This is a genomic window from Levilactobacillus suantsaiihabitans, from assembly GCF_004745505.1.
GTDB classification, from domain to species: domain Bacteria; phylum Bacillota; class Bacilli; order Lactobacillales; family Lactobacillaceae; genus Levilactobacillus; species Levilactobacillus suantsaiihabitans.
Map to the genome: position 1 here is coordinate 1 of NZ_RKLX01000009.1, position 24,301 is coordinate 24,301.

22 protein-coding genes are annotated in these 24,301 nt (G+C 54.2%); 1 reads left to right on the forward strand and 21 read right to left on the reverse strand.

The window, feature by feature from the left end:
- Positions 1 to 282 precede the first annotated feature (282 nt).
- From EGT51_RS06385 to gmk, 11 genes are all read right to left on the reverse strand, one after another.
- On the reverse strand, positions 283 to 957 hold the full coding sequence (locus EGT51_RS06385; RefSeq protein WP_135367929.1) for a thiamine diphosphokinase: 675 nt from the start codon (positions 955 to 957) through the stop codon (positions 283 to 285).
- The gene (rpe, locus tag EGT51_RS06390) at positions 957 to 1,610 is read right to left on the reverse strand and encodes a ribulose-phosphate 3-epimerase (RefSeq protein ID WP_135367930.1); all 654 of its coding nucleotides are present in this window, start codon (positions 1,608 to 1,610) and stop codon (positions 957 to 959) included. Before rpe ends, EGT51_RS06385 begins: the two co-directional genes overlap by 1 nt.
- A 12-nt stretch (positions 1,611 to 1,622) precedes the next feature.
- Positions 1,623 to 2,519 (reverse strand): ribosome small subunit-dependent GTPase A, encoded by an 897-nt coding sequence (rsgA, locus tag EGT51_RS06395; protein ID WP_135367931.1) that lies wholly within the window; start codon positions 2,517 to 2,519, stop codon positions 1,623 to 1,625.
- 666 nt (positions 2,520 to 3,185) lie between these two features.
- Positions 3,186 to 5,222, reverse strand: coding sequence for a Stk1 family PASTA domain-containing Ser/Thr kinase (gene pknB / locus EGT51_RS06400; RefSeq protein ID WP_135367932.1), 2,037 nt, complete (start codon positions 5,220 to 5,222; stop codon positions 3,186 to 3,188).
- Positions 5,222 to 5,968 carry a Stp1/IreP family PP2C-type Ser/Thr phosphatase gene (locus EGT51_RS06405; RefSeq protein WP_135367933.1) on the reverse strand — a complete coding sequence of 249 codons (747 nt, stop codon included), beginning with the start codon at positions 5,966 to 5,968 and terminating at the stop codon, positions 5,222 to 5,224. Before EGT51_RS06405 ends, pknB begins: the two co-directional genes overlap by 1 nt.
- A gap of 12 nt (positions 5,969 to 5,980) precedes the next feature.
- A complete protein-coding gene (rsmB, locus tag EGT51_RS06410) occupies positions 5,981 to 7,324 on the reverse strand; it encodes a 16S rRNA (cytosine(967)-C(5))-methyltransferase RsmB (protein ID WP_135367934.1) in 1,344 nt (447 codons plus the stop codon).
- Positions 7,324 to 8,268 carry a methionyl-tRNA formyltransferase gene (gene fmt / locus EGT51_RS06415; RefSeq protein ID WP_135367935.1) on the reverse strand — a complete coding sequence of 315 codons (945 nt, stop codon included), beginning with the start codon at positions 8,266 to 8,268 and terminating at the stop codon, positions 7,324 to 7,326. Before fmt ends, rsmB begins: the two co-directional genes overlap by 1 nt.
- Before the next feature lie 438 nt (positions 8,269 to 8,706).
- The gene (gene priA / locus EGT51_RS06420; RefSeq protein WP_135367936.1) at positions 8,707 to 11,124 is read right to left on the reverse strand and encodes a primosomal protein N'; all 2,418 of its coding nucleotides are present in this window, start codon (positions 11,122 to 11,124) and stop codon (positions 8,707 to 8,709) included.
- A gap of 11 nt (positions 11,125 to 11,135) precedes the next feature.
- The gene (gene coaBC, locus EGT51_RS06425) at positions 11,136 to 12,347 is read right to left on the reverse strand and encodes a bifunctional phosphopantothenoylcysteine decarboxylase/phosphopantothenate--cysteine ligase CoaBC (protein WP_135367937.1); all 1,212 of its coding nucleotides are present in this window, start codon (positions 12,345 to 12,347) and stop codon (positions 11,136 to 11,138) included.
- 86 nt (positions 12,348 to 12,433) lie between these two features.
- The gene (gene rpoZ / locus EGT51_RS06430; protein ID WP_061776946.1) at positions 12,434 to 12,649 is read right to left on the reverse strand and encodes a DNA-directed RNA polymerase subunit omega; all 216 of its coding nucleotides are present in this window, start codon (positions 12,647 to 12,649) and stop codon (positions 12,434 to 12,436) included.
- A 3-nt stretch (positions 12,650 to 12,652) separates the two neighbouring features.
- Complete coding sequence (gmk, locus tag EGT51_RS06435) at positions 12,653 to 13,267, reverse strand: guanylate kinase (RefSeq protein ID WP_135367938.1); 615 nt, start codon at positions 13,265 to 13,267, stop codon at positions 12,653 to 12,655.
- Positions 13,268 to 13,684: 417 nt separating this feature from the next.
- Between gmk and EGT51_RS06440 the strand changes: the two genes are divergently transcribed.
- The gene (locus tag EGT51_RS06440) at positions 13,685 to 14,011 is read left to right on the forward strand and encodes a hypothetical protein (protein ID WP_135367939.1); all 327 of its coding nucleotides are present in this window, start codon (positions 13,685 to 13,687) and stop codon (positions 14,009 to 14,011) included.
- Between the two features lie 59 nt (positions 14,012 to 14,070).
- Here EGT51_RS06440 and EGT51_RS06445 read toward each other — a convergent pair whose 3' ends face one another.
- The 10 genes from EGT51_RS06445 to EGT51_RS06490 all read right to left on the reverse strand — a co-directional run bounded on the left by EGT51_RS06445 (position 14,071) and on the right by EGT51_RS06490 (position 24,270).
- Complete coding sequence (locus EGT51_RS06445; protein WP_135367940.1) at positions 14,071 to 16,167, reverse strand: SpaA isopeptide-forming pilin-related protein; 2,097 nt, start codon at positions 16,165 to 16,167, stop codon at positions 14,071 to 14,073.
- A 165-nt stretch (positions 16,168 to 16,332) separates the two neighbouring features.
- Positions 16,333 to 18,048, reverse strand: coding sequence for a DNA repair protein RecN (recN, locus tag EGT51_RS06450; RefSeq protein WP_135367941.1), 1,716 nt, complete (start codon positions 18,046 to 18,048; stop codon positions 16,333 to 16,335).
- A gap of 74 nt (positions 18,049 to 18,122) precedes the next feature.
- A complete protein-coding gene (locus tag EGT51_RS06455) occupies positions 18,123 to 18,578 on the reverse strand; it encodes an arginine repressor (RefSeq protein ID WP_125575189.1) in 456 nt (151 codons plus the stop codon).
- A 92-nt stretch (positions 18,579 to 18,670) separates the two neighbouring features.
- Positions 18,671 to 19,486: a TlyA family RNA methyltransferase gene (locus EGT51_RS06460; protein WP_135367942.1), complete on the reverse strand. Its 816-nt coding sequence runs from the start codon at positions 19,484 to 19,486 to the stop codon at positions 18,671 to 18,673.
- The gene (locus tag EGT51_RS06465; protein WP_135367943.1) at positions 19,487 to 20,389 is read right to left on the reverse strand and encodes a polyprenyl synthetase family protein; all 903 of its coding nucleotides are present in this window, start codon (positions 20,387 to 20,389) and stop codon (positions 19,487 to 19,489) included.
- Complete coding sequence (locus EGT51_RS06470) at positions 20,379 to 20,627, reverse strand: exodeoxyribonuclease VII small subunit (RefSeq protein ID WP_135367944.1); 249 nt, start codon at positions 20,625 to 20,627, stop codon at positions 20,379 to 20,381. The genes EGT51_RS06465 and EGT51_RS06470 overlap by 11 nt, the downstream gene beginning before the upstream one ends.
- Entirely contained in the window at positions 20,620 to 21,972 is a 1,353-nt protein-coding gene (gene xseA, locus EGT51_RS06475) for an exodeoxyribonuclease VII large subunit (protein WP_135367945.1), read from the reverse strand. Before xseA ends, EGT51_RS06470 begins: the two co-directional genes overlap by 8 nt.
- Positions 21,959 to 22,825, reverse strand: a complete 867-nt coding sequence (locus EGT51_RS06480) for a bifunctional 5,10-methylenetetrahydrofolate dehydrogenase/5,10-methenyltetrahydrofolate cyclohydrolase (RefSeq protein ID WP_135367946.1) — start codon at positions 22,823 to 22,825, stop codon at positions 21,959 to 21,961. The genes xseA and EGT51_RS06480 overlap by 14 nt, the downstream gene beginning before the upstream one ends.
- A 576-nt stretch (positions 22,826 to 23,401) precedes the next feature.
- Positions 23,402 to 23,830: a transcription antitermination factor NusB gene (gene nusB / locus EGT51_RS06485; protein WP_135367947.1), complete on the reverse strand. Its 429-nt coding sequence runs from the start codon at positions 23,828 to 23,830 to the stop codon at positions 23,402 to 23,404.
- Positions 23,827 to 24,270, reverse strand: coding sequence for an Asp23/Gls24 family envelope stress response protein (locus EGT51_RS06490; RefSeq protein ID WP_125575196.1), 444 nt, complete (start codon positions 24,268 to 24,270; stop codon positions 23,827 to 23,829). Before EGT51_RS06490 ends, nusB begins: the two co-directional genes overlap by 4 nt.
- Between the last annotated feature and the right edge of the window lie 31 nt (positions 24,271 to 24,301).

The following is a 24,301-nucleotide window of genomic DNA, read 5'->3' on the forward strand; positions in this document are numbered from 1 at the left end:
TTTCCTCGCTTTCAATTGGTTTCGACGACTTGATTGTAGCACAGAGGTGATATGCCTCTTTTTTATACAAAAATGGCGTCGATGGAGTTCTCCATCAACACCAAATATCATAGAACCTTAATTTTTCGTATCTAGTCACTCATTGGTTAAACAAATCAACCATCTCTTCCATAAGACAGTTTACCAGAAGACCGCCAACTTTGCTGGCCTCGGTACCTCACTTCGCCCAGCTAAAAAACGTCACGACCATCCCCACCGGATCATCGTGACGCTTTTTTGTGGCTATTCATGCCGCGCTTCGTAGGTATCGCAGCTTTGAATCACACACAACACCCCGGTGTCGAACTGAAATTCCCCCGTCTCGCCCGTAAATTCATTGCTGGCTAATGAGATGGGATAAGGAATCGGTTCGTCATGGAGCTGATATTTTTCGTCTAACAAACTCAGATGGTCGATGGACGTCAGTGGGATAAAGGCCAGATAATTTTTATCCGGTTCTTTACGTAGCTGATAGTGCCCCGGCAGGTAAAACGAAATCGTGTTTTGCTTGTCGATCAAGCGAATGCGGTTGGCATAACGCTTGTATTGGGGCTCCAAGACGATAAACAGGTTCGCTAAAAAGTGGTCGAGGCGACCACCCGTGGCCCCGTAAATATCGACTTGTTCGGCGCCGTAGTCCCCAAAGGCCACGGACACCGCCATCTGCGTATCAGTAAAATCTTTTTCGGGTTGCGACTGCCGAATATCTTTGACATTGCGCCGGACCCGTTGCAGTTCTGGGGCCGCCAGAGAATCGAAATCCCCAATGGCCGCCACCGGTTGTACATTGTGTTCGATCAACCGCAGGGTCCCTCGATCAACGCCAATCCAGGGGCCAACGATTTTCTCAGTGAGGTCCGCCGGCCAATTAGCCTTAGGGCCCCCCACTAACAGATTAAACGTTCCGCCCCGAGGCATTATTTTGTCGCGTCCTTCAGGGCTTGAATCCGCGCAGCTGGGTCGTCGGCGTTGAAGACGTATGAACCAGCTACAGCAACCGTGGCACCGGCGTTTGCGCAGTCAACAACGGTTTGATCGTTGACCCCACCATCGACTTCGATATCAAAGTCGTAACCCTTGGCCTTCTTGATGGCATCCAGTTCGGCGATCTTAGCGACCGTGCTGTGTAAGAACTTCTGACCACCAAAGCCAGGGTTGACCGTCATCACTAAGACTTGGCCGACCATGTCCAAGACCGGTTCGATCATGGCAACGGGCGTCCCCGGGTTGATGACCACTTCTGGCGTTGCGCCAGCGTTTTGAATCATTTGTAAGGCCCGGTGAATGTGCGGCGTCGCTTCGACGTGCACACCGATGATGTCGGCGCCGGCCTTAGCAAAGTCCTCAACGTAACGTTCTGGGTTTTGGACCATCATGTGCACGTCTAAGACCATCTTAGTGATGGGACGAATGGCCTTGACCCAGCCGGGACCGTAAGACAGTGCTGGGACGAAGTTGCCGTCCATGATATCGATGTGTAAGACTTCGGCTCCTGCTTGGTCCACCTTTTCGATATCTGGTTGTAAGTTCACGTAATCGGCACTTAAAATTGAAGGCGCTACTTTAATCATAAATTCTCTTCCTCATTTCTTCTTGTTATAAATTGGTTTTTGATTCTTTAACAACGTGAGTAATTGTAAATAATTGTCGTAACGGCTCTGCATGAGCTCACCGTCGGCCAGCGCGGCCTTCACGGCACACCCTGGCTCATTGACGTGCACACAGCCCCGGAAACGACAATCACCGGCCAACGCCACGAATTCTGGGAAATAATGACTCAGCTCCCGGTAATCCAGTGTCAACGTTTCGTACGACGAAAATCCCGGCGTATCGGCCACTAACCCGCCAGCGATGGGCATCAAACTGACCTTTCTGGTGGTGTGACGCCCCCGGTTCAACGCGGTCGAAATCTCGCCGGTGGCCAGGTCCAAATCGGGCGCGATGTGGTTCAACAAGGTCGATTTTCCGGCCCCGGTCTGTCCCATGATCACGGTTTCCTTGTCGGCCAAGGTCGCCTGGAACTGGTCTAAGCCGTCCTGTGAAAATGGCGCCCGACTCAAGATTACCGGATACCCAATCTTGCGATAACCCGCTGCCAGCTGTTCAAAGTACTGGTAACGGTCATCGTCGATCAGATCGGTCTTCGTGAAGTAGATGACGGGCGCAATCCCGCTGACTTCTAAGGCAATCAATTGCCGGTCCAACAAGCCCGTCGAAAATTCCGGCTGGGCCACGGCGGTCACAACGACCCCCTGGTCAATGTTGGCCACCGGCGGCCGGGTCAACGCGTTGTCCCGCGGTAAAATCTCTAGAATATAGCCTTCCTGCGGCGTCGAGCTCTCAAAAGTCACTCGGTCCCCGACCAACGGCGTAATCTTGCGTTTCCGAAAGTTTCCCCGCGCGCGGGTCCGGTACAGCTGACCGTCGCTAAAGACGTCATAAAAGCCACTGAGCGATTGACGAATCTGTCCTTCTGTCAATGCGCACCTCCTTTATGGGTTTGTTTCCAGTTTACACTAATTTGCAAATTGACACTAGTTTTCCTGCGGTTGTGTTAAATATCACAACTAAAGCAGTCGTCTCGCTACCCTTCCACTAGAACTTGTCTGCCCGCCTACCGTTACCCAGAATTGCCGCCCAGTCCTCGCCAATTGCCTGCGGCAGTCACAGTAAGCCTGCGCAACGTCTGACGGCTAACAAACACGTCTATCGACAACTACAGTAGCCTTAACTGGACACCCGCGACTACGCCTGGTTATACCGATGATCGGTCCACTATAAACGTGATTGAAGCCGGTGGGTATGGTAAGTCTCAAGGCATTAAACCAGTATTACTGGCAATCGCCTACGTAGACGAGAGTTCGCCAAATATGGGCTCAGCAGTGGGAGTTTTCAGGCCGCTTAGGCAACTGGCGTCTTTGAGACGTGCTTTCCGGCTCAAAGCGAGGGCGAGACCGCACTGTGGCTCGACCGGTCCGCCCACCGCGTTCCAGTCCCATATTTGGCGAACGGTAGTCGGCCAGCTCGGGTGATATGGGATAAAATATCCCATATCCATATGCATCACCTTTAAACGGCCGAAAAGTTCGCCAAAAAAAGCCCAATTCCCATTATACAGAGAATTAGGCGTAAATTGCAGATTTTTCTTAATTTTTCGTGACGTGACTGTCCGACGCAATCACGTGGCCGTCACGGACCACCTTGTAGGCCCCGGACTTACCGGAGGCCACGGTGAACGGCAACGTCACGCTGGTGTCTGACGTGATCGTCATTTGCTTATAGATGGTGCTGAGCGAATGGTCCTGGTCGCGCAAGTAGATCTGAATCAGATTGGAGGCCGACGAGCTACTGCTGCTACTGCTGTCGTCATCACTATCGTCTTCGCTCGAACTCTCGCTGGCACTGTCATCGTCAAACGGAATCTTCACGTTCACGCTGAATTGATCGACACTGGAGCTGCTTTCACTCTCCACGCCGCGCGACATGGTCAACGTGACCTCGTCGCCTTCCTGGACCACAGCACCCTCACCAGGGGACTGCTTGATGACGCGGCCCTTGGCCACATCATTGGAATAGGCGTAGTCAAACGCCAGGTTCAGGTTGCGGTTGGTGGCGTAGCTTTGTGCCTGGGCCTTGGTCTTGTTGGTCAGATCGGCCAGCGTGACCGTTTCCGACCCCGTGGAGACCGTAAACGTGATATCGGTCTTGGCTGGGACGACCTTTTGGCCCGCCTGGACGCTTTGCTGCATGATCCGACCGGCCGGGACGCTGGTGGAGTGCACCGATTCGCGGTGGACCTTAAAGCCCAGCGCCTCTAACTTCGCGGCGGTGCTGGCGTACGCATCCCCCTGGTAATCGGCCAGCTGATAACGCTTCGGTCCCGTACTGATCCACAGATCCACGACCGTCTGGCGTTTCAACTGGGTTCCCGACCGCGGCTCGGTCCGCACGGCGCGATGAACCTTGACCGTGGCACTAGCCGTCTTGTGGACCTTGCCCACCGTCAAGTAGGCGTTGGTCAGGCGACTCTTGGCCACCTGTTCCGTCCGCCCAGCCACGCTCGGTACACTGGTCATCTGCGGCCGAAAGAGCGCCATGCCGATCAAAATGCCCGCGACCAGCAACAAGACGACTAGCCCGGCCAGCAGGAACTTGCGGCGACGGGGATGACGGGTCTTCTTGCGGCCCTTTTTCCCCGCTGCTTTAGCAGGCGCCGAATCGGTCGCCGTTTTTTCCTGTGGTGTGGTCTGAGTCGCCGCTGCGGCCGTTTCCGGCGTCAACGAACTTAACGCACTGAGAGGCAGGACCTTGGTCTCGCCATCATCGTCTTGGGCCGGGGTAAATTTGACTTCCCCCGCCCGTTTCGGCGATAACGAGGTCTTCAGGTCCGCCGCCATACTCGCCGCGTCGGTGTAACGGTCCTCGGGGCGCTTGGCCGTGGCCTTGAGTACCACATTTTCCAACGCCTGCGGGATCCGCGGGTCGATCTCTCGTACCGACGGAATCTCCGATTGGAAATGCTTCAACGCAATGGAGACGGCCGTTTCCCCCTCAAAGGGTACGGTGCCCGTCAGGAGTTCGTAGAGGATGATCCCCAACGAATAGATGTCGGACTTTTTGGTTGCCATCCCCCCACGTGCCTGTTCCGGTGACAAATAGTGCACGGACCCCAGCACCGTGTTGGTCTGCGTCAGACTGTGTTCAGACAAGGCCACGGCGATCCCGAAGTCGGTGATCTTAGCGACCTTGTGCTGGTCGATCAAAATATTTTGCGGTTTCAAATCCCGGTGAATGATATTGTGCTCATGCGCCGTTTGGACCGCACTCAAGATCTGTTCCATGATGTGGATGACTTCTTGATAGGCGATTGGGAAATGGGCCTTGATGTACGCCTTGAGGTCGGTCCCCTCGACGTATTCCATGACCAAATACTGCATGCCATTTTCCTCACCCACGTCATACACCTGGACGATGTTGGGATTGACCAGTTCGGTTGCGGCCAGCGCCTCTCGCTGGAACCGACGAATCGTGCTGGGGTCATCCCGCAGATCAAGTCGTAACAATTTTACTGAAACGTCACGGTCTAAAATCAGATCGTGCGCCAAATACACGTTGGCCATCCCACCTTCGCCGAGCGCGCGAATGATGCGGTACCGGCCACTTAAGGTATAACCCGTCCGCATTAGTCTGCCACCTCCCGTGAGAAGTTGGTCAGGAGTAACACGGTAATGTTATCGAGTCCCCCGGCATCGTTGGCCAGTTCGATCAGGTGATCACACTTTTCTTCGGCCGTGCGTTCACTGGTCAACACGGCTTGAATCGTCTGGTCATCGACCATGTTGGTCAACCCATCCGTACACATCAACAGCTGGTCGTTTAGCACCAACGGGTAGGTGTTGAGGTCAAAGCGCGCATCGTCAGAAATGCCTAGCGAGCGGATAATGACGTTTTTTTGGGGATGGTGCCGAGCCGCTTGGCGACTGATCTCGCCGCGCTTGACCAGTTCATTGACCAGCGAATGGTCCTCGGTCAGTTGGCGCAGTTTGCCATCGCGTAACAAGTAGGCGCGTGAATCCCCGATGCTGGCGATGACGACTTCTTCCGTGAAGTATAACGCCGCCACCAGCGTCGTGCCCATGCCGTTGAGATCCGCAAATTGATTGGATTTATCAATGATCGATTGGTTCTCGGCGGTAATCTGGCGCGTGATCCACTCACTGGCCGTCGCCGGCGTGGTGAGCTTGGTCTGTTCAAATTCGTGCCCCAGATGGGAAACGGCCATGGCACTGGCCACGTCGCCCCCCTGGTGTCCGCCAATACCATCCGCAATGATGGCCAGGTGTTGACCCGCTAAGTTCGTGAAAACATCGACATAGTCCTCGTTGTCATTGCGCTGTTTGCCAATGGACGTGCGGTATGCCACTTTCATGACGACTCACCCCTACTTTTTCTTCCGAAAGGCACTGACGAAGAACCCGTCCGAATCAAAATCATCCGGATAGATGTTCAACGTATCTGTGGTCCGGTCGGCCTTGACGTCTAAGGCCGTCTTGACCCGCATGGACTCGAAGTCCGGATGGGCAGCCAAGAACTTCGCCGCCACGTCCGCATTTTCCGTGTCCAAAATCGTGCAGGTACTGTAGACCAAAATGCCGTTTGGCTTTAATTTTTCACTCACGGCAGCCAAGATGCCCAGCTGAACGCGTTGCAGTTGCTGGATATCTTGGGCCGATTTTTCGTAACGAATCTCTGGTTTTCGCCGGATCAGGCCCAACCCCGAACACGGGGCGTCGACTAAGATGCGGTCGAATTGCTTCTTCGGGAACTTGTCGTTGATCTTGCGGGCATCTAAGGCCACCGCGTCGACCCGGTCGGCAACGTGGAGCCGTTTGGCGTTGGCTTCAATCAAGTTGACCTTCTTTGCGTGCAGGTCTAAGGCCGTCACCTTCCCACCGGAATGGGCATCGAGCAACGCCGCAATCTGGGTGGTCTTGCCGCCAGGGGCCGCACAGGCATCTAGGACCTGATCGCCGGGCCGGACTTGCAAGGCCTCGACCGGTAACATGGCGCTTTCGTCTTGAATCGTCAGTTCACCGGTCTCAAAGACGTTGCTTTGATTGGCGGCCTTGTCGTCTAACCGAAAGGCATTGCTGGCCACCACGCTGGGCGTGACCGTGTAGCCTTGGTCCGTCAGGGATTGGGCCACGGTTTCTGGTGTGGCCACGGCCGTGTTGACCCGCACGGATTGCGCGGCCGGTTGGTTGATGGTCGCTAAAATGCTGAGCGCCTTGTCGTCACCGACCTGTTGTTGGATGGCCGTCACCAGCCATTCCGGCACGGAATACTGCAGGCTCAACCGCTTGGTCGGGTCCTTGATCTGACTCAAGTCAGGCAAGCCTTGGCGGTCAATGGCGTGTAAGACCCCGGTCACGAACCGGCGAATCCCTTCGTGGCCCCGGTCCTTGGCCAATTGAATGGCTTCATTGAAGATGGCCCGCTTGGGGACCCGATCCAAGTACAGTTCTTGGTAAAGGGCCACCAGCAGGGTCATTTTGACCCATGGCAAGACCTTTTGGTTGGGCTTGATAAACCCGTCCAGATAGTATTCCAACGTCAATTGGTGTTGGATGGTCCCGTAAACCAAGTTCGTCACAAAGCGGCGATCCACGTCGCTCAAGTTGTGGCTTTCTAACGTCTGTTCCAGTTGTAAATTCGAGTAAGCCCCGTTTGCGACACGGGTCAATGCCTCGACCGCTAAAGCCCGTGGTGTTGTGTTTTTTGTCATTATTCAGCCACCTGTTCGCCAATTGTCAATGCGTCGCTCGTCCCGTTCAGAAAGTCCGTAATGCTTAATTTGGGCTTGCCGGCCGGTTGAATCTCGTCTAATCCTAAAACGCCGTGTTCGCCGGTCGCAATCGCCAAGTGGTGCTTGTCATGGCTGACCAAAGCGCCGGGCTTGAGGTCGGTCGTTTGGTCCAAGACCGTCACCCGCCACAGCTTGGTGCGCACGCCGTTCAAGTAAATGTGGGCGATAGGCGCTGGCCGCAGTGCACGGACCTTGCAGTCGATCAAATGGGCGCTGAGGTTCAGGTCGATCCGTTCCTCATCGGACTTGATGGTTGGTGAGAAGGTCACTAGCTTTTCATCCTGTGGTACCGGGGTGATTTCGCCCGCCAGGAGCTTGGGCAAGGTCTCTAAGAGCAGGTCACGACCCAGGTCACTGAGCTTGTCAAACATGGTACCGACATCGTCTTGATCCGTGATGGGAATGGCACGTTGGGCCAAGACATCCCCGGCATCCATCTTCTTTTCCATGAACATGATGGAGACCCCGGTTTCCTTGTCGCCATTCATGATGGCGTAATGCACGGGCGCGCCACCGCGATACTTCGGCAGTAACGACGCGTGCACGTTTACGGCAGCGACCTTGGCCGCCTTTAACAGCTTGGTCGGCAAAAATTGCCCAAAGGCTGCCGTCACGATCAAATCCGGTGCCAATTCAATGGCCCGCGCCATTTCGGGGCTACCGGAGATCTTTTGGGGTTGGAGCACTTCGATGCCGTGTGCCACCGCCACTTCCTTGACGGGCGACGCGGTCAACACGTGCTTGCGTCCCACCCGGCGATCCGGTTGGGTCACCACGGCCAACACCTCATAGCCGTGGTCGATTAAACTACTGAGAATGGGGGCCGAAAATTTCGGCGTGCCCATAAAAATTACTGAAGTCATGTCTTGCACCATACTTTCTGATAGTTTTACTGATTGTTGGTTCGCTTTAAAAAGGGAGCTGGTGGTTGGCCTGACCGTTCCGAGGCGTTCTCGGGACTTAGCGGTTAGCCGCCGAGCGTCCACCAAATCTTGGTTGGCAGGTGGTCGACGAGCCAAGCCCGGTAAGTGGTCTGGGCCTCGCTTGGAGCTGGAAACCACGGTTTGAAACGGCCTGATAGCCGAAACATGTGGCAACAGGCAACTGGTTTCACTGGCCCCCCACCTTTGTCGAAACGTGCGCCCAAAGGCAGCCGGTTCCGCTGGCCCCCCAACATAGCCGAAACGTGCGCCCAAAGGCAACTGGTTCCGCTTAACACTGCTAGGCAAATGATCCAAACCCGGGATTATCCGCCTAGCACCGTTAATGCTCGCCAGTTAACCGCCTTTGGGCCCACTCTTTTACATAAAGTTCATCGGTTCGGGGTCGATGGTGATGGTCAGACCGTGGCGGGCGGGGATTTGGGCCGCCTGCCGGATCTTTTCTAAGACCGCTTTGAGTTGCGGCTCCCTTTTGTATTTGATCACAACTTGATAATAATACTTCCGCTTGACCCGCGCAATCGCCTTGGGCGTCGGGCCTAAGATAATTGCGTTGTCGCTTAAGCCTTTTTGTAACTGGCCGACGATCTGGTACATCGCCTTAGCCGCCTTAGCCTCTTCTTCATGGCTGGCCGTCAGTTGGACCGCAAAATAATACGGCGGGTAGTTGCCCTGATGGCGCATGTGCATTTCCGTCACGAAGAAGCGCTCGTAATCCTGTTGTTGGGCGAGCTCGATGGCGTAATGCTCGGGGTTAAAGGTCTGGATGAACACCTCACCTGGCTTTTCGGCCCGGCCGGCACGCCCACTGACCTGGGTTAACAGCTGGAAGGTCCGCTCACTGGCCCGAAAGTCGGGCAGCCCCAGTGCCGTGTCGGCATTTAAGACCCCGACCAGCGTCACGTTGGGGAAATCCAGCCCCTTGGCGATCATCTGCGTCCCCAGCAAGATATCGGCTTGGTGTTGGCCAAATTGCCGCAGGAGCTTTTCATGTGCCCCCTTACGCCGCGTGGAATCCACGTCCATCCGTAAGATGCGCGCCGTCGGAAATTCCTTTTGCAGGGCTGTTTCGACCTTTTGCGTCCCCGTGCCGTAGTAGCGAATCTTGCGGCTATGACAGTTGGGGCAAATGTGGGGGATGGCCTCTTCATGGCCGCAGTAATGGCATTTCATCGTGTGCGTATCCATGTGCAGCGTCAAGGAGATGTCACAGTTCGGGCATTTCAACACGAACCCGCAGTCCCGACACATCACAAACGACGAGTAGCCCCGCCGGTTTAACATCAAGACCATCTGTTCCTGCCGGTCCAACCGTTCCTGAATGGCCGTCAACAGGGGCTGGGAGAAGTCGCCTTCGCTGTGTTGCTTGACCTCTTCACGCATGTCCACGATGTGTACGGCGGGCAAGGGATGATCGTTGACCCGCTTAGCCAAGACCAGCCGGGTGTACAGACCCTTGGCGGCCCGCGCCCGCGTTTCTAGTGACGGCGTGGCACTTCCCAAGACCACGGGGCAGTGATTGTACCGTCCCCGCCACAAAGCCACGTCGCGGGCGTGGTAGCGCGGATTTTCGTCTTGTTTATAACTACTTTCATGTTCCTCATCCATAATAATGATCCCGAGGTTGCGCACCGGGGCAAAGACGGCCGAACGGGCCCCCACGACCACGGTCGCTTCACCGCGGTCGATGCGCCGCCACTCATCGTACTGTTCACCCTTGGACAGGCCGCTGTGGAGCACGGCGACCTGGTGGCCAAAGCGCGCTTTGACGCGGTTGACCATCTGCGGCGTCAGCGCAATCTCGGGCACTAACATCAACGCGGTGCGGTGCTGTTGTAAGGCGACCGCCATGCTTTGCAGGTAGACCTCCGTCTTCCCACTACCGGTGACGCCTTCCACCAAGAAATTCTCTGTGCGTTGTTCGTCAACGGCACTGGTGATGGCATCCACCGCGGTCTGTTGCTCGGCATTGAGCCGTAGCGGTTGCGTGGGCTTGACGGGTTGATGAAACGGGTCGCGGTACACTTCCAGCGGCTGTTTCACCACCCAGCCCTTGTCCGCAGCGGTCGCAATGACGGCTGTGCTGACGTCGGCAGCGTGAGCGACTTGGCTTTGGGCTACCAATTTATCCGGGGCCATGGTCTGCAGGTACCCCAGCAGTTCGGCCTGTTTAGGCGCTTTTTTGGCCACCGTTGCCTGGATCTCTTGGAGCTTTGCGACCGGTAATGCCGGCTTGATGCCCGTCGTGGTCTTAGCGGCGGCCTTGCTGGTCACCTGGTAGACGACCTCGACCTTGCCCGCCCGTTGCAGGCGCAAGAGGCCGGCCAGCGTCGCTTCATCTAATTTGGCTGTGTCAAAGTCACGCGGCGCTCCCTGGGGAAAATACGCCTGCATCTCATCGGCCGATAGCGGCTCGGTCGGTTGAATCTGCCGTTCCGTTTGGGCCTTCAATAGGTTGGGCAACATGGTTTGAATGCAAGTGATTCGAAAGGCGTAGGTCGTATCGGCCAGCCACTTGGCCAGCTGTTGGAGCTCGTCATCGAGCACTGGCGCCAAATCGAGCACGCTTTGAATCGGCTTTAAGTCCCCGTCAAAGTTGGTGTCGTCACTCAGGCCAACCACGACGCCGGAAACGACGCGGTGGCCGCGACCAAACGGTACCGTGACCCGCATCCCCACCTGAACTTGGTGCGCTAACGCCGCGGGAATGGCGTAAGAATAAGGTTCATTCGTCTGCATGGTTGGCACGTCCACAATAATTTGGCCAATCTGGGCCATGGTGTCTCACCTCACTTTTCTGCTAATAACTGGGCCACGCGGTCAACTAAAGCCCGCGCGATCATTGTTTTACTGGTCTTGGGCGTCTGGTCGGTCACGCCGTTCGGGGCGATGAAGGTCACCTGATTGTCATCGCCGTTGAAGCCGATGTCGGCTCGGGAGACATCGTTGGCGGCTAACAGGTCCAAGGACTTGCTGACCAGCTTCTTTTGGCCGTTAGCCAGCAAATTTTGCGTTTCCGCGGCAAAACCCACGGTCACCTGACCGGGCTGCTTGATGGCCGCCACTTGTTTTAAGATATCCGGCGTTTTCTTGAGTTTTAAAATCAATTCATCATTGTCCGCCGTCTTTTTGATCTTCTGATCGGCAGTCACATCCGGTTGAAAGTCCGCAACGGCCGCGGCCATCACTAAGGCATCCGCCTGGGGAAAAGCTGCCAACACTGCTTCGGACAGGTCCGTGGTGCTTTGAATGGGCACCACGGTGACGCCCGCGGGCGCGGTGAGTTTGGTCGACGCCGTGATCAACGTGACGTCCGCGCCGGCCTGTTTGGCGGCTGTGGCCACCGCGTAGCCCATTTTACCGGAGGAGTCGTTGGTCAAAAAGCGTACGGGATCCAGGCGTTCGCGCGTCCCCCCGGCCGTGACGATGACCCGTTTGCCGGCCAAAGTCTGCGGGGTAAAGAGCCCCAGCGTCATCAAATTGGCCACGATGTCGGTGGGTTCGGGAAACCGCCCCGGCCCTGAGTAGCCTTCTGCCAGTTGGCCCGTCGCTGGGGTCAAGACGTGGACACCATCCGCTTGTAAATGCTGGACGTTGCGTTGGGTTGCCGGGGCCTGCCACATGTGGCTGTTCATGGCCGGTACCACGACCTTAGGCGCGGCGGTCGCCAGCCACGTGGCACTCGCGGCGTCATTGGCCAATCCGTTGGCCAGCTGCGCCATGAGATTGGCCGAGACCGGGGCCGCGATGGCCAGGTCCGTCCAGTCGGCCAGCTCCACGTGGGCGATCTGCCCCTGGGCCTGCCACCAGGTGTCATCCGTCAGCACCGAGGCCTTGGTCAACGCCGCAAACGTCGCCGCCGTCACAAAATGCGCGGCCCCCGCGGTCAACACGATACGGACTTGGGCCCCCGCTCGTTCCAGTTGGCGCGCCAGCAAGGCCGCCTTGTAAGCCGCCACACTGCCACTGACCGTCAAAGTGATGTGTTTGTCTTCAAACATTGCGTTTCCTCCAATTCAATAGCGCCGTCTTGATAAAAAAGGCCAGATTACCCAACGGCAACCTGGTCTTTCCTGAATCGCCAAACTTAGGCGTCCAGATCCTTTTCGTCCGGATCGATCATTAAAGCACCGGCAGCGATTTCTTCCAATGCCCGACCAATCGTCTTGGGCGACTTGTAATCGGTCAAAAGTGGCTTGGCACCGGCATCCAATTCATGGGCCCGCTTGCTAGCCAACATAATCAAAGAGTAACGGGAATCAACTTGTGCTAATAAATCATCAACTGAGGGATAAAGTAACATCTTTTATTCGTCTCCAATCATTTGTTCGTAATCCGGCATGACCCGGGTCACCCGTAAACGTTCACTGCGAATGATCATTTGAATCCGCTCAACGGCCTTGCTAACCTCGTCGTTGACCACGGCGTAGTCGTAGTTGCGCATCATCCGAATCTCACCAACCGCTTTTTTGATGCGCTTGTTGATGACATCCATGGCATCCGTGCCCCGACCAATCAGCCGGTGCTTCAATTCCATTAAGTCCGGTGGCGTTAAGAAGACAAACACAGCGTCTGGGCAGTTGGCCCGCACCTGCATGGCCCCGTTGACTTCAATTTCCAAGAAGACATCTTTGCCCTGATCTAAGGTCTCATTTACATATTTTAACGGGGTACCGTAGTAGTTGTCAACATACTTGGCATACTCCAGCATTTCACCGTTACGAATGTTTTCTTCAAATTCTTCCTTCGAGACGAAGTAATAGTCGACCCCATTGACTTCGCCTTCCCGCGGTTTCCGAGTGGTCATCGAAATGGAGTACGAAAAGTCGGTCGCCCCCGTTTCAAACAGCGCCTTACGAACCGTTCCCTTACCAACTCCGGAAGGACCCGAGAGGACAATGAGCATTCCACGTTTAGCCATCGTTTAAAAATCCCTTCATCACAAAATTTAATTAAGCCGCCATCCCCAAAACGAGTTGGCGGTCAGCACCAGATTGCTTGGCGCAAACTATAATCTATAGGATACTATATTACCACTATTCAGCGATAAATACTGCATATCGCGCCTATTTGTCGAAAAAAACCGGTGAAATCGGGTTAATCCTGACTGGTCACTGGCGGTTAGCCGGCCGTGCCACCACGTTCCGTGTTCGCCCAGACCCCGTCAGCCGACCGGTCGCAAAAATAATGCTGCTGACCTACACACGAGAACATGCGTCCCCCAACGGTTAGCCGCCCTTTACCGTCACAGGCGGCAACCCAATCGAACAAAAAGGCTTGCAATCTCAAACAAACGTTCGTATAATAAAAATACAAACAAATGTTCGAGGTGATCAGCATGCAAAATTCAATCGCAAAACGTGTGACCCTGTCTGATCGGGTCGCCACCCTATCACAGGAACTCTTCAGCCCGTTACCGGTCATTGATGGCCAAGTCGTTTACGCCCAGATGCCTGACTTCCAGTTGACGCTTTTCATCCAACAAGCCCTGGACCGCCACTACCTGGTTCGGCTCCAGTTCAAGGCGGCCCCCGACGTGGCGCCCACGACCGTCATTGGTCAGTTGAAAGAAGACGCCGCTGGTCACCTCATGCTAAAACAAAACAAACAGCTTGCCACCATCGTAACCCCCGCCCTTTTGCGGTCAATCCAACGCGTGAAGTAAGCCAAACGACCATGATAGAATTCTGACGTTCTACCATGGTCGTTTTTTTAACCTGAATTTTAGTTCTTCCGGGTGCGGCGGTATTGCCAGAGGCTTAGGCTACTGCCAAGCAATAGCAACCCACCAATCGCGGCGTAAATAGTCTTGGCTTCATTGGTTTTAGGCAACAGCTTGTCAGCTAGGCCACGGTGATGCTGGCTTGGTGTCGACGTTTGTTGGGTTGGGGTGGAGCTAGCACTCACACCAGCATTCAAATCGTCAGAAGATCCACTATTAGTCGGATTGTAACTCGTCTTATCTGCATGACTCCCCTTATTATCAATAGCGCTCGCAAAACTACTTGATGTCATTGAGTAGACATTACCGCTGCCAGTATCCGTTGAAGAGACACTACTCGATTGGGCACTCTCCGACGAAGCGCTTAGGGAACTACTAGAACTACTAGAACTACTAGAACTGCTCGAGCTACTTGAATTGCTTGAAACAATTATACTGCTGGAGCTATCACTAGTAACAGTCGAACTGGAAGTTGTCAGACTTCCACTGCTCCCCGAACTGCTATCGGAACTACTCTCTGGTACATCTTTTTGTTCGACTGAAACAGCAGTATCATCTTCTTGCGTATCAGCAATCGTGAACGGAATTGGCGTTCGATCTAATTCATAGCCATCCGGCGCTTGTTCCTCAACAAACTCGTAATTGCCTGGCGCCAATCCCGTGACCGTCAGCGTTCCATCAGCCCCAGTCGTGTACGACTCAGATCCGACCGGTGAGCCAGCATCATAGTCCTTCCATTCTGAGCCATATGCTAATTGATACTGCGCCCCCGACAGTTTTTCCTGAGATTGACTATCTAGCTTCGTTAACTTGACAGTTCCTTTAGTATCGACCTGGCTAACCGATTGGTGTGCCGTGGCATTGGTAGAACTGATTGTAAACGAAATTGGTGCGGAATTTCTTTGATAGCCACTAGGGGCCTTGGTCTCGATGAACTGGTAGGACCCCTCTGGCAAGCCATAATCATTGAGGACCCCGTTGCCATCAGACGTACTTGTGGTTGTCAATTGTGTTTGGTAATCCTCATACATCTTAGTAGCATCATTTAACTTCTGCAGTGTGTATTCAGCTCCATTCAGCTTCGTACCATCAATCCCCGTTTTGGTCAACGTAACATCACCGATGTAGGTGCCATCAATATCTGCAGAGCCACCCCACTGAATATTCTTATGTGCATCTCCTACTATCGATGGATCATCTGGATTAGTTCCTGATCCGGGGTCCGTTCCCGCACTACCCGTTTCACCATCCTCAGCCACTAAATTAACACTATTACTGAGAAAACCACTGGTTGTCCCACTGAAATGATCAACATCTACCTTCGTGTAGTAACTCAGCGTTATCTTATGAGTCACGTTGGCAAATGTGATGGTCAACTGGGAACCATCAATCTGAACTGTAGGCTTCAAGGTATCCCCAGTTGTGTCATCTGTAGCTTTAAACCCATCAGCATAGGTTTGATAAGCTCCCAAAGTATCGGTTAAGGTTACCTTCCCCATAGCCTTTTCGGCTGGATTAAAAACAATCTGCCAGACCGCCTGCTTAGGTATACCATTCTCATTGAAGTCACCGTCCTGAATCCAACCATTTTTGGCAATAACGTAATCATTATTGTCAGAACTAGTATCATCTGTCGTTCCTGTAACTTGAAATGTCAGACTTCCTTGACGATAAACGTTGGCGTTCGCTAGCGCGTCATTAAAGGTAATGGTTGCCGTATGACTGGAATCTGCTTTTAAATCAAAATGACCAACTACAGTCTGATTTTGATCACCCGTTTTAACATCGAAACCGGCCGCACCATGACTCGCCGAATTGGGTAGGGTCACAGTCGCAATGTCTTTATCAGCGATTTTAGTATTGTCAGCAACCGTCCAAGAATAGGTCAATCTATAATTTTGGCCCGATTTTAGCGGTTCACCCTTGTCCGTAACATCTGTATAAGTATTGTTCCCTGTCTCTTCTTCAATTTTGCTAGGGGCATCTAATCCCGTCACATAATCATCAATCTTATTGGCACTAGCTCTATTGGGCCCTCCCCACAAAATCAGAAAGCCGACAACCACGCTCAGTAATCCTAGTCCTATCCGTTTTAGCATCTCTCACACCTCGTTCAACTTGTTACATTCACATCAAGTATAACGCAACAAACGAATAAAGTCGTACGGAATTTGTTAATTGACTAAATAAATCTGGCGAATAAATTTAGCATAATCAATTAAAGAGTCCATCAACCCTCTTTCGGCTGATGGACTCTTTTCAAACTATTTCTGTTTCTTAGCGTGCTTTTCCTTAACCTCATCAGCCAACCCCAGCAACTCATTAGCGTGTTCCAACGCCAATTTTGTGACTTGAGTGCCGGCCGACATGCGGGCAATCTCGCTGATGCGGTCCTTTTCAGTCAAGCGCGTCAGCTTGGTTTCGGTCCGCTCACCAACGATTTCCTTGGCAATAAAGTAGTGGTGATCGGCCATGGCCGCGACCTGAGGCAAATGCGTGATACACAGCACCTGCGAGGCGCGGGCAATGCCACTGATTTTTTCGGCAATTGCCTGGGCGACCCGACCGCTGACTCCGGTATCCACTTCGTCGAAGATGATCGACGTGATGCCCTGCGACTCGGAGAAAATAGTCTTCAACGCCAACATGATCCGCGACAATTCCCCGCCGGAGGCAATCTTGGCCAATGGTCGCATGGCTTCACCGGGGTTGGTCCGCAGGTAGAATTCCACGTGATCCAACCCCGTGCTCAAAATCGGCTGGGACTTGGAGCGGGTAAAGTGCACCGCAAAGACCGTCTTGTCCATGTACAGATCCGCCAGTTCGCCGTGGATCGCCGCCTCCAACTTCTCGGCCGCTTGTTGGCGGGCCTTACTCAGCTGTTCGCCCAGCTTTAACAACGTCGTGCGTTGGGTGGCTACTTGGCTCTCTAAATCGTCGGCCGTTTCGTCGGTGGCCTGCATTTGCTTCAATTCGGCGGCAATTTTGTCGAAGTACTTCAAGACCTGGGCCTCGGAGTCGCCGTATTTACGCTTCAACTGATTGATAACTTCCAAGCGCCGTTCAATCTCGTCTAAACGCCCTTCGTCCCACTCCAGCAGGTCCAATTGCGAAGACACGTCGCCCACCGCGTCGCTCAAGGCGTAATAGGCCGTCTCCAGGCTACTGGCAATCTGCTTGAAGGCCGGGTCGAAATCGGCAATGCCCTGCATCGCCTGCATGGCGCCACTGATCTGGTCGGTCGCCCCGGGGGCGGTATCCTCCCCCGTCAGTGTGACCTGAACCAGCTGCAAGGCATCGTTGATCTTCTGAAAGTTATCCAGCCGGTCGCGTTCGGCCACCAGACTGTCCTCTTCACCGGGTTCCAGTTGGGCTGACTCGATTTCGTTGACCTGGAATTTGAGCATGTCCAGGTGTTGGGCCCATTCTTTTTCGTTAGCCCGCTTATTTTCCAGCGTCGCTCGCAACTGGGTGTACTGCTCGTAGACCGCCTGGTACCGTTGTCGTAGCTTGGCGACTGTGGCTCCGGCAAATTCGTCGAGCATCCCCAGGTGTTTTTCCGGCTGCATCAATTCCTGGTGTTCATTTTGGCCATGAATATCTACGGCCGTTTCACCAATGCGCTTGAGCGTACTGGTGTTGACCAGCATCCCGTTGACTCGACAGGTGTTGCGCCCGTTTTGATGAATCTCGCGTTGTAAAATGACGCTGCCGTCATCGTGGTCGATGCCCAGGTCGTCTAAGACCCGATACGTGGTGCCCCCCTCCGGAAAGACAAAGATTCCCTGGATGATGGCTTTGTCGGTCCCGGTCCGCACGAAACTGGCCGATCCGCGACCGCCGGCTAGTAGCCCCACGGCGTCAATGATGATGGATTTCCCGGCACCCGTTTCCCCAGTAAGGACGGTCATGCCATTTTTAAATGCCACGTCGAGTTGGTCGATGATGGCAAAATTTTTAATAGACAGCTCTTGTAACACGTCTGGACCCCCTAAAGAAAAGACCACTGCTGCTTCGTCAGCTTTTGCTGGTCGTCAGTCGTGGTCTGGTTTACCTAATCCGCAAGCATGCGGTCAATCGTCTTTTCTAATTGTAAGGCACCCTGGTGCGAAACACAAACGGTCAAGACCGAACTGTCGTCGCCCACCGTCCCAAAAACAAACTCATATCGCATCTGGTCCAACAGTGACGCAATGACTGGGCCGTTGCCGGGTAAGACCTTGAGAATCGTGAATTGGTCTTGCACCGCAAAGGATATGTAAGCATTTTGTAAGGTCCGTTGGAGTTTCTTTTGGGTGTCGATCTTCTTTTGGACGGGCAGACTGTACCGGTAACCGCCAGATTCTGCCGGCAGTTTGACCAGTTGCATCTCCTTGATATCCCGCGAAATGGTCGCTTGCGTCACGTGGATACCGTCCTCTTCTAATAGCCGGACAAAGTCCTCTTGCCGCTCAATTTCTCGCGATGTCAGTAATCGCTTGAGTAATTGTTGGCGTTCCTGCTTCTTCATACCTAGCCCCCCTTATGTGATAAAAATGCATAATCTTATCATATACCAGACCTAAGTATTTGGAAAGTAAATTCTCATAAATTTCTCATAATCTATTGTTTTAAGCCTTTGTAGGCAGCGTCAATGGTGTCTGCCACCGAGACCGAACTTGCACAAACTGCATGTTTATCAACTGAGCGTAAATGCACGAGGAACTCAATATTCCCTTCACCCCCGCGAATCGGCGAGAAATCCAGGCCTAAAACGCTATACCCCGTGGCCACGGCAAAGTCGATAATCATCTGGACCACTTGCGTATGCACATCACGGTCACGGACAATGCCGTGACTGCCCACGTCTTCGCGGTCGGCCTCAAATTGCGGCTTGATCAGCGCCACCACGTCGCCATTCAACGCCAAAATAGCCTTCAAGGGCGGCAAGATCATTTTCAGTGAAATAAAGGAGACATCAATGGAAGCAAAGGTGGGCTGGCCCTTGGTGAAGTCAGCTAACTTACTGTACCGGAAATTGGTGTGCTCCATGACGATGACCCGTGGATCTTGACGCAACTTCCAGACCAACTGGTTACTGCCGACATCCAACGCGTAACTGAGCTTGGCACCATTTTGTAACATCACGTCGGTGAAGCCCCCGGTCGACGAGCCGATGTCGAGGACCACCCGATCGGTGACGTCGATGTCAAAGGCCTTTAACGCCTTGGCCAACTTGAATCCGCCTCGCGAAACGTAGGGCAAGGGATGGCCCTTCAAATGCAGTTCCGTATCCACGGGAATCAAAGAACCCGGCTTGTCCAACCGCTCTTCATTCGTTCCCAAAATCTCACCCGCCATCACGGCGCGTTTAGCATCATCTAACGACGTGTACAAGCCCTGTTCGACTAAGAGGTCAGCGACCCGTTTTTTCTTCATCTATTTCACCCGTTTCGTATCAAAATAACTAAAGAACGCGGCTAACAGCTCGGTATCCACTGATGCCGGTACCGCTTGCAGGGCGGCCTGTCCCTGAGCAATCGTCTGGATCAAGGCCTGATTGGCCCCGACCAGCCCCAGCTTGCCCGGATAGGTGTTCTTGGCCTCGCCCGCATCCTTTTGGGTCGCCTTGCCCAATTCGGCCGGCGTGCTCACGACATCCAAGATGTCATCGTAGATCTGAAAGGCCAGCCCAAAGGCATCCGCAAATTGGAGGTACGGTGCCCACTGCGTTTGCGGTGCTCCCGCCAAGATCAACCCGGCCTGGACCGCGTAGTGCAGCAGAGCACCTGTCTTTTCGCGGTGCAAGACCCGCAATTGGGCCATCGGCAGGTCCACGTGTTCGTTTTGGACATCCTTGGCCTGACCGGCCACCATGCCGTGAGGACCCGCGGCGACGGCCAAGGCCTGAACCAGCGCTGCCTGCGTGGTCGCCGGCAGGTCGGTTGCCGTTAGCCATTGAAAGGCCAGCGTTAACAGCCCGTCACCGGCCAACGTGGCCATCCCCGCCCCAAACTTCATGTGGTTGGTGGGTTCACCCCGCCGCAAGGCATCGTTATCCATCGCCGGTAGGTCGTCATGGATCAACGAATAGGTGTGCAACAATTCTAGTGCCATGACCGGCCGCCAGTCGCGCTGGTCGTCAAACGGCGCGCCCAGCGTTTGCATCGTCGCTACCGTTAACAGTGGCCGCAACCGTTTACCCCCCGCCAAGACGGAGTAGCTCATGGCTTCGGCCAACCGCGCATCGCCACTATCGGTCGCAATCGCGTCTGCCAGGGGCGCGTTTAGCCGCGGCACCCAGGTTGTTTCAAAGGTTTGGAGCCGTGAATCAATCGGCATCCCCATTGCCCCCTTGTGGCGTTTCAAAGGCGACTTCTTGGTCTGAATCGTTCATCATGGTCGTCAACGTCTTTTCGGCATCTTGCAAGGTCGCTTGTAGGCTCTTGCTCAACGCCACCCCTTTTTGAAATTGGTCCAGGGCTTGTTCCAAAGGAATGTCGCCTTGTTCCAACTGCGACACAATGGTCTCTAAGGTGGTCAAATTCTCTTCAAAAGTTGGTTGTTTTTCATCACTCATGGTTAGCCTCCGTTGCTGGTGTGATTGTCTTGATCTCTGCTTCTGCCGTGCCGTCGCTCAAATGAATCGTGGCGGTAGTGGGCTTAAGGTCCACGACACTCTTAACCACGTGGTCGTTTTGCGTCACGTAACTGTACCCTCTGCCCATGATCTTCAGGGGACTCAAATAATCCAGTCCATTGATCAATTGGGCCACGTGTTCTTGGGTCGTCGTCAAATAGCGCTTGGCTTCGGTGTTCAGCCGCGCCGTCGTTTGGCTCACGGTCAATTGGTCACGGTGGACCCGCTCCAACGGCGATTGGCTCCGCAAGCCCTGTCGCGCCAACTGAAAGCGTTGCTCGCGTTGGCGTAATTGCGTCTGCATGCTTTGTCCCAAGGCCTGTTGGGCCCGGTCAAGCCGCTGCACGTAGGTTTCGTACAGGCGTTGCGGTTGACGGAACACGTAGGCCGTCATCAATTTATTCAAACGTTCTTGTTGGAACGTAATGCGGTTGTTCATCGCATTAAAGAGCCGCGTGCGTTGCTGGCTCAGCTTCAATAGTTCCTCGCTCAAGACCGGCACGGCCAGTTCGGCCGCCGCGGTCGGCGTTGCGGCCCGTACATCGGCCACTAGATCGGCAATCGTGGTATCCGTTTCGTGGCCGACCGAGGAAATGATCGGTAACCGACTGGCAGCAATGGCCCGGGCCACGCTTTCTTCGTTAAAGGGCCAGAGGTCTTCGATCGACCCACCACCCCGGCCAATGATCAGTGTGTCAAACGAGCCATTGGCGTTGGCCCGTTGGATTTGACGCACGATATCGGGAGCCGCCGCATCTCCCTGGACCACTGCCGGATACAACACGATCTGGGCAATCGGATAACGCCGCCGCGTGGTCGTGATGATATCCCGAATGACGGCCCCACTGGGACTGGTGACGACCGCAATGCGCTTGGGAAAGCGCGGTAACGGCCGTTTGGGCGCCGTAAAGAGGCCTTCATCGGCCAATTTTTGTTTCAACTGTTCATAGGCTTGATATAACTGACCCACGCCGTCCGGTTCCATCCGTTCCACGTAGATCTGATAATTCCCGGTCGGTTCGTACAACGAGATGCGGCCGGTCACCAGAACCTTCATCCCGGTCTCCGGCGTGAATTTCAGCTTCTCAAAAGCCGACTTAAACATAATCGCGCTGATCTTGGCGTGGTCGTCTTTCAAGCTAAAGTATTGATGGGCGTGCGGCCGCAGGCGAAAGTTGGAGATTTCCCCCGTCAGGTAGACCTTGCCCAAATACGGGTCCACGTCGAATTTGCGCTTTAAATACTGGGTCAGCGCCGTAACCGTTAAATAATCAGTTTGTGCCACGTTCCTCACTCCACTCACAAAGGTCAACCGTCTGTTGCATTAGCGTCGCAATCGTCATGGGCCCAACACCTCCGGGAACTGGCGTGATGGCCCCCGCCCGTTTCACGACGCCATCGAAGTCCACGTCACCGGTCAACTTGCCGTTCTCATCACGGTCCATCCCCACGTCGATGACGATAGCTCCGGGTTTGACGTCCGTCTCCTTGATCAAATGCGTAACGCCGGTCGCCACAACCAACACGTCGGCCTGTTGGGTCAACGCGCTCAGGTCCTTGGTGTACACGTGCGCCACACTGACCGTCATGTCGGCGTTTAGCAGCATTGAGGCCATGGGCCGGCCCACGATCATACTACGGCCGACGACGACCGCGTGCTTGCCCCGTAAATGGGTGTGCAGCGAGTCCAACATGGTCATAATCCCCCGCGGCGTGCACGAAACGGGGTGATGGCCCGGTAAGTTGGCAAAGAGCCGACCGACGTTTAATGGATGGAAGCCATCCACGTCCTTGGCCGGGTCGATGTGGGCGACCACTGCTTGTTCATCCAAGCCCGCGGGTAAGGGTGATTGGACCAGGATGCCATGAATGGCTGGGTCCTGATTATATTCGGTCACGACTTGTAACAGGTCCGCTTGCGAAATCGTTGCGGGAAGTTGCCGCACCACTGAGTTGATGCCCAGTTGGCCGGCCTTCTTGTGCTTGTTACGCACGTAAATGGCGCTGGCGGGATCGTCACCCACAATAATCACTGCTAAACCGGGCACGATGCCGCGCTGGGCTAAACTTGCCACCCGGTCCTTAGTTTGGGCGTTGAGGTCCTTGGCCAGTTGCTTACCGTCAATAATGGTCGTCATGAAGTACTTCCTCCCGTAAATTTCAAGTTATCTTCCATTTTAGCATAGTTGCCCTGAAAACGGGACTGCATCGTAGCGCAAAATGACCCGGAAGCTACCCGTTAAATGCGTTAACCTTTTGTCAGTCGATAGGGTCTGGTGAAGGAAAAAGAGTGTGACGACAGGCGGTTAACTGGCGAGCATTAACGGTGTTAGGCGGATAATCCCGGTTCTGGATTATTTGTCTAGCAGTGTTAAGCGGAACCAGTTGCCTGTTGGCGCACGTTTCGGCCATGAGGCCACTTTGAGACGTGGTCTTTGGCTCAAAGCGAGGTGTCGAGACCGCCCTCTGGCTTGGCCCGCCCCAGCGTTCCAACCCATATTTGGCGAACGGTAGGCGGCCAGTTCGTATCATGTGACTGTAAACGACTATTTTTGACGTCATGAATCGCATGCTAACAGTAGTTCCAGCTGATTGCCGGCTTTCAAGCTTCAGGTTCACTCTGGATTCGCCCGCACCCCGGGCTGGCGGCGACATCTGACTTGCATAACCAAAAAAGACTGACCGCTAAATACTAGCAGTCAGTCGATTTGTGACTAGGATTGTGAATCCAAAGGTTCGTCCAACGTGTGCGCGAGCACCCCGTTGATGAACCGACGAGACCGGTCATCGCTGAAGTTCTTGGCCAATTCCAAGGCTTCGTTGACGGCGACTCTATTCGGCACGTCTTCCACGTAGTCAATTTCATAAAAAGCGATCCGCATGATCACCAAGTCAGTCTTGGCGATCCGCTTGAGTTGCCAGCCAGTGCTCAGGTACTGGTCGATTTTCGCATCCAAGTCAGCTTGGTGTGCCAAAACGCCAGTAACCAGCGTCTGGAGGTATTCAGGCACCGGAACGGTTTGGTCGGGGTCATCCGTCAAAACACGTTGATACAACGCATCGTGATCGGCATCAGGATTGGCGTTCAATGCAAAGAGCATTTGAAATGCACGTTCCCGAATTTGATGTCGTGTAAGTGTCACTTTTGGTCACTGTCTCCTTCATCGCTCTGGTCAAACAGGTTATCAGGGTCGACCTGTTGCGCCGTCTTTTCGGGAATAACGCCCTCAACGTGTACGTTAACTTCACGCAACTTCAGGTCCGTCATGAACAACAATTGTTGCTTCACGTTATCTTGAATGGCCAAGGCAACCTTCGGAACCGCTACCCCGTAGTTCAAGTAAACGTAAACGTCAACTGCTAATTCGTCGCCGTCAAAGACCAGCTTCACGCCCTTACCGTGTTGTTCCTTACGACCCAACAGTTCGGTGACGCTATTCGCTAAAGAACCCCGCATCCGAGCGACGCCTTCGGTTTGGCTAGCCGCAATGCCGACGATGATTTCGAGGACTTGCGGTGCCACTTCGATTTTGCCCAAAGCAGGTTCCTTGGATTCTAAAATAATATTAGTATCTTCTGCCATTCGTTGACCCTCCCTTACTGATTCAATGGAT